Origin of the sequence: Streptomyces sp. NPDC006265, assembly GCF_040613555.1 — a bacterium.
Lineage (GTDB): Bacteria > Actinomycetota > Actinomycetes > Streptomycetales > Streptomycetaceae > Streptomyces.
This window is the reverse complement of sequence record NZ_JBEXSH010000674.1, coordinates 1-5,102: the sequence shown is the minus strand read 5'-3', so window position 1 is coordinate 5,102 and position 5,102 is coordinate 1. Positions and strand designations below refer to the sequence as shown.

Annotated in this window: 5 protein-coding genes; 4 read left to right on the top strand and 1 reads right to left on the bottom strand. The window is 68.9% G+C overall.

Annotated features, from left to right (window positions below; genetic code table 11):
- Positions 1-530: 530 nt before the first annotated feature.
- From ABZ281_RS37155 to ABZ281_RS37140, 4 genes are all read left to right on the top strand, one after another.
- The gene (locus tag ABZ281_RS37155) at positions 531-1,823 is read left to right on the top strand and encodes an extracellular solute-binding protein (RefSeq protein WP_356662447.1); all 1,293 of its coding nucleotides are present in this window, start codon (positions 531-533) and stop codon (positions 1,821-1,823) included.
- Positions 1,824-1,829: 6 nt separating this feature from the next.
- Positions 1,830-2,828: a sugar ABC transporter permease gene (locus tag ABZ281_RS37150; RefSeq protein WP_356662445.1), complete on the top strand. Its 999-nt coding sequence runs from the start codon at positions 1,830-1,832 to the stop codon at positions 2,826-2,828.
- 74 nt (positions 2,829-2,902) lie between these two features.
- Positions 2,903-3,667, top strand: coding sequence for a carbohydrate ABC transporter permease (locus tag ABZ281_RS37145; RefSeq protein ID WP_356662446.1), 765 nt, complete (start codon positions 2,903-2,905; stop codon positions 3,665-3,667).
- A gap of 52 nt (positions 3,668-3,719) precedes the next feature.
- Positions 3,720-4,769, top strand: a complete 1,050-nt coding sequence (locus ABZ281_RS37140) for an endo-1,4-beta-xylanase (protein ID WP_356662444.1) — start codon at positions 3,720-3,722, stop codon at positions 4,767-4,769.
- Between the two features lie 61 nt (positions 4,770-4,830).
- On the opposite strand, the gene ABZ281_RS37135 is transcribed toward ABZ281_RS37140, so the two are convergent.
- The coding region (locus ABZ281_RS37135) for a substrate-binding domain-containing protein (protein ID WP_356662443.1) at positions 4,831-5,102 on the bottom strand (272 nt) is incomplete at its 5' end.

Below are 5,102 nucleotides of genomic sequence, written 5' to 3'. Positions count from 1 at the left end.
CGAGTACGTCCAGTACGAGGGCTTCCGGCCGGCACGCCGAGAGCACGCACCAAACGCCGCTCCTCAACGGGCAAACGTTGCCTGCCGCGGCACTAGGTGGTGGCCATCGACGTGCTCCCGATGTGCGGCTCAGCGTGGTTCCGGCCATCCCTGGACGGCCCGATCGGCGTAAGCGGAGCGTGACGCGGCTGCCCGTGAATGAGGAGGCTGAGTGCGTCAAGCTTCCGTTATGACTGGCGGGCCCGGCGGCCGCAGGAGTGAAAACGCGAGATCAGAGCGCCTGGGGCGCCTCTGCCCGCGCAGTGAGCGGCGTCGGACCGCGGCTCAAGCGCGGACACCTTGCGTGATCGTGGCCGTGTCGTCTTCGGAACGTTCGCCTGCCAATCCGAATGTTTCGCCACTACATAAGCTTCTGGCTTCACAGAGAGATTGACCGCGTACGAGGGGTTGCCACGCTCTGGCCGCTATCTCTAGGGTGCGGCAGCAACGAAGCTTTCTGGATCTCGTTCGAAACTTTCGAGGAGCGCATGATGGGCGACCCGGCACTGTCCCGCCGCGGCTTCCTGGCGGCCTCCGCCGCGGCAGGCCTGGGGATGACGGCACTGAGCGCATGCGGCGGGGACTCGGACGGAGGGTCGTCGGGGACGACCACGATCGAATGGTGGAACATCTCCACCACCCAGCCGGCCAAGGGCGTCTGGGCCGCCCTCGCACGGAAATACGAGGCGCAGAACCCCAAGGTCAAGATAAAGATCGTCCAGATGGAGAACGACGCCTACAAGTCGAAGATGACGGCGTTGACCGCCTCGGGGAAGCTGCCCGACATCTTCCACACCTGGGGCGGCGGCGTGCTGAAGCAGCAGGTCGACGCCGGGCTCGTCGAGAACCTCACGGACCGGACCAAGCCGTGGGGCGGCGCTTTGCTGCCGGTCGCCAGAGAGCCGTACCTGCTCGACGACCAGGCCTACGGCATCCCGTTCGACATCGGCATGATCGGCTTCTGGTACAACAAGGCGCTCTTCGAGAAGGCCGGCATCGCCGAGCCCCCGGCCACCTGGAGCGACTTCCTCGACGCCGTGCGCAAGCTGAAGGCCGCCGAGGTCACGCCGCTGGCCCTGGCCGGCAAGGAGAAGTGGCCCGGCATGTACTACTGGGCCTACCTCGCGATGCGCACCGCCGGCGCCGAGGCGCTCCAGAAGGCCTACGACGACAAGGACTTCACCACCGCCCCCTTCGTCGAGGCGGGCGAGCACCTGAAGGAACTCGTCGGCCTCCAGCCGTTCCAGAAGGGCTACCTCGGCGCCGCTTACTCCACCCCCACCGGCCAGGCCGCCACCGTCGGCAACGGCAAGGCGGCCATGGAGCTCATGGGCCAGTGGGCGCCCACGGTCCAGGCCGACGCGGGCAAGGGCCTCGGCAAGGACCTCGGCTTCTTCCCGTTCCCCGCGGTCGAGGGCGGCAAGGGCGCCATCACCGAGGTGTTCGGCGGAGGCGGCGGTCACGCACTGCGCCGGGGAGCCCCTCAGGAGGCCGCCGACTTCCTCGAGTTCTTCGCGTCCGAGGCCACCGACCTGGAACTGGTCAAGAAGACCGGTGTGCTGCCCGTGGTCCCGGCGGCCGAGAGCGCCATCGCCGACCCCAACATCAAGGCCGTACAGGCCCAGTTGAAGGCGGCCACCGGCTTCCAGCTCTACCTCGACCAGGCGTACGCGCCCGCCGTCGGCCAGGAGGTCAACGACAGCGTGGCCGCGCTCATCGCCGGCTCCAAGTCGCCCGGGCAGGTCGCCCAGTCGATCACGAAGACCGCGAAGGAAGAGCAGTAGCCGGCGATGACCTCCACGTTCCTGCCGGACAAACGGACCTCCCCCGGCGCCGGTCCCCCGCCCCCGGTCGCGGACCGGCCCACGGGGCGGGCCCGGCGCCGCGCGCTGCACTGGCTCACCGCGGCCGGCTTCCAACTCCCGGCCCTGGTGCTGTTCATGGGGCTCGTGCTGCTGCCGATGCTGTTCGCCCTGTACGCCGCGTTCTTCCGCTGGGGCGGCTTCGGCATGCCCTCCGACTACATCGGCGGCGAGAACTTCACCCGGCTCTTCCAGGACGACGTCTTCCTCGGCGACCTGTGGCGCTGCCTCGTCCTGGTGGTGCTGTCGCTCGCCCTCCAGCTGCCGTTCGCCCTCGCCATGGCCGTCCTGCTCAACCAGCGGATGCGCGGCCGGGCGGTGTACCGGATGCTGTTCTTCGCCCCGTACGTCCTGTCCGAGGCCATCACCGGAATCCTCTTCGGCATGATCTTCGCCCCGGACGACGGCTTCGCCGACCAGGTCCTCGGCAAAGTCGGGCTGCAGGGGCTGGGCGGAGAGTGGTTCGCGGACCCGTCCACCGTGATGGCGACCGTGTTCCTGGTCATGACCTGGAAGTACTTCGGCTTCCACATGATGCTGTACCTGGCCGGGCTCCAGGCCGTCCCCCGGGAACTGACCGAGGCGGCGCTCATCGACGGGGCGAGTGCCTGGCAGCGGTTCCGCAACGTCACGCTGCCGCTGCTCGCGCCCACCCTGCGCATCAGCGTGTTCCTGGCGGTCATCGGATCGATCCAGCTCTTCGACCTGGTGTGGGTGACCACCGCGGGCGGCCCCGACCACCACTCCGAGACCATGGCCGTGACCATGTTCCAGTACGGCTTCAAGCGCTACCAGGTGGGCTACGCCAGCGCGATCAGCGTGGTCATGTTCGGCATCAGCCTCGTCTTCGCCCTCGCCTACCAGCGGTTCGTCCTCCGGCGCGACCTGGAAGGGGCCACCACGACCATGCGGGGTGACGGAAAGTGACAGCCAGTCAGAAGACTCCGGGGAGCGGCAGGACCTGGGGCCTCCACCTCGTTCTGACCGTCGTCGGCGCGGTCATGGCCGTCCCCCTGCTCTACGCCGCACTCTCCGGCTTCAAGTCCACCGACGAGCTCTCCCGCAACCCCGTCGGTCTGCCCGAGTCGTGGGTGGCCTCCAACTACACCCGGATCCTCGGCTCGGGGGACTTCTGGCGGCTGATCGGCAACAGCACGCTGATCGCGATCGGCACGACCGTCCTGATCGTCGCGGTCTCCGCCCTGTCGGCCTTCTCCTTCGCACGGTTCGCCTTCAAGGGCCGGGAAGCGCTGTTCACGCTGTTCACCATGGGGCTGATGTTCCCGTTCGCGGTCGCCGCCCTGCCGCTGTTCCTGCTGCTGCGCTCCCTGGACCTGCTGGACAACCCCCTCGGCGTGATCCTCCCGCAGGCCGCCTTCGGACTGCCGATGACGATCATCATCCTGCGGGGCTTCTTCCGGCAGATCCCCGGCGAGCTGGAGGAGGCGGCCACGCTCGACGGGTGCAGCTCGTTCGGCTTCTTCTGGCGGGTACTGCTGCCCATGGCCCGGCCCGCTCTCGGCACCGTCTCCGTGCTGGCCGTCGTCACCAGCTGGAACAACTTCTTCCTGCCGCTGCTGGTGTTCACCGACGCCCAATGGTGGACGCTGCCGATCGGCGTGCAGCAGTTCCAGGGGCAGTACTCCGCGGACTACGCCAAGGTCTTCGCCTACTTGGTGCTGGCCATGGTCCCCGCCCTCGCCTTCTACTCGGTCGCCGAGCGTCAGCTCGTCGGCGGCCTCGCCGCCGGCGCCACCAAGGGCTGACCCGCGTCGCGAACGTACGGCTCTACCCACCCACCTCGTGAGGAGTCGCACCATGCGCACCACCCGTCTCAGACTCGCCGGCGCCATCGCCGCGCTCCTGGTCGCCGCCGGCATCGGTGCCGGCACACCCGCCCAGGCGGGGCACCAGCAGTCCACCCTCGCCGACCTCGCCCAGCGGCACGGCCGCTACTTCGGCAGCGCCACCGACAACCCCGAGCTCGAGGACGGACCGTACAAGGCCCTGCTCGGCAGCGAGTTCGACCAGATCACGCCCGGCAACGGCATGAAGTGGTACGCGACGGAGCCCCAGCAGGGCGCGTTCGACTTCTCCAAGGGTGACGAGATCGTGAACCTCGCCCGGGCCAACCGGCAGAGGGTGCGCGGCCACACCCTGGTCTGGCACAGCCAGCTGCCCGGGTGGCTCACCGACAGGGAATGGACGGCCCCCGAGCTGAGAGCCGTACTCAAGAAGCACATCCAGACGGAGGTACGGCACTACCGGGGCAAGGTGTTCGCCTGGGACGTCGTCAACGAGGCGTTCAACGAGGACGGCACGTACCGGGAGTCGGTCTTCTACACGACGCTCGGGCCCGGCTACATCGCCGACGCCCTGCGCTGGGCGCACCAGGCCGATCCGCGCGTCAAGCTCTACCTCAACGACTACAACATCGAGGGGCTCGGCCCGAAGAGCGACGCCTACCACCGGCTGGCCAAGGAGCTGAAGGCCGCGGGCGTCCCACTGCACGGCATCGGCCTCCAGGCCCATCTGGCACTCCAGTACGGCTATCCCACCACTCTGGAGGACAACCTCCGCCGCTTCTCCCGGCTCGGTCTCGACATCGCGCTCACCGAGGTCGACATACGGATGCAACTGCCCGCGACCGAGGAGAAGCTGGCACAGCAGGCCGAGTGGTACGCCGACGTGACCGGGGCGTGCCTGGCGGTGCGCCGGTGCGTCGGCATCACTCTGTGGGACTACACCGACAAGTACTCGTGGATCCCGGCGTTCTTCCCGGGCGAGGGAGCGGCCCTGCCGTGGGACGAGGAACTGCGGCGCAAGCCGGCGTACTTCGCGCTGCGCGAGGAGCTCGGAGGGAGGTAGCGAGGGCGGGCGGCGCCCTGCCGGACAGGGGGTGGCGGGGCGCCGTTCCTCGTGGTGGAGGTCAGGCCGGGGGTGCGGTGCTCGCCCGTATCACCAGGTCGGTGCCCAGTTCCACGCGTGGCGAGTCCGGCTGTTCGGCACGGGTCAGGCGGAGCACCGTGTGGACGGCCAGTTTGCCCATGTCGGCCAGGGGCTGGCGGACGGTCGTCAGGGGCGGGGCCGACCAGCGGACTTCCGGAAGGTCGTCGAAGCCGACCACGCTCATCTCCTGCGGTACTCGCAGGCCGCGCCGGCGCAGTGCCTCGATCGCGCCGAGTGCCATCCGGTCGCTGG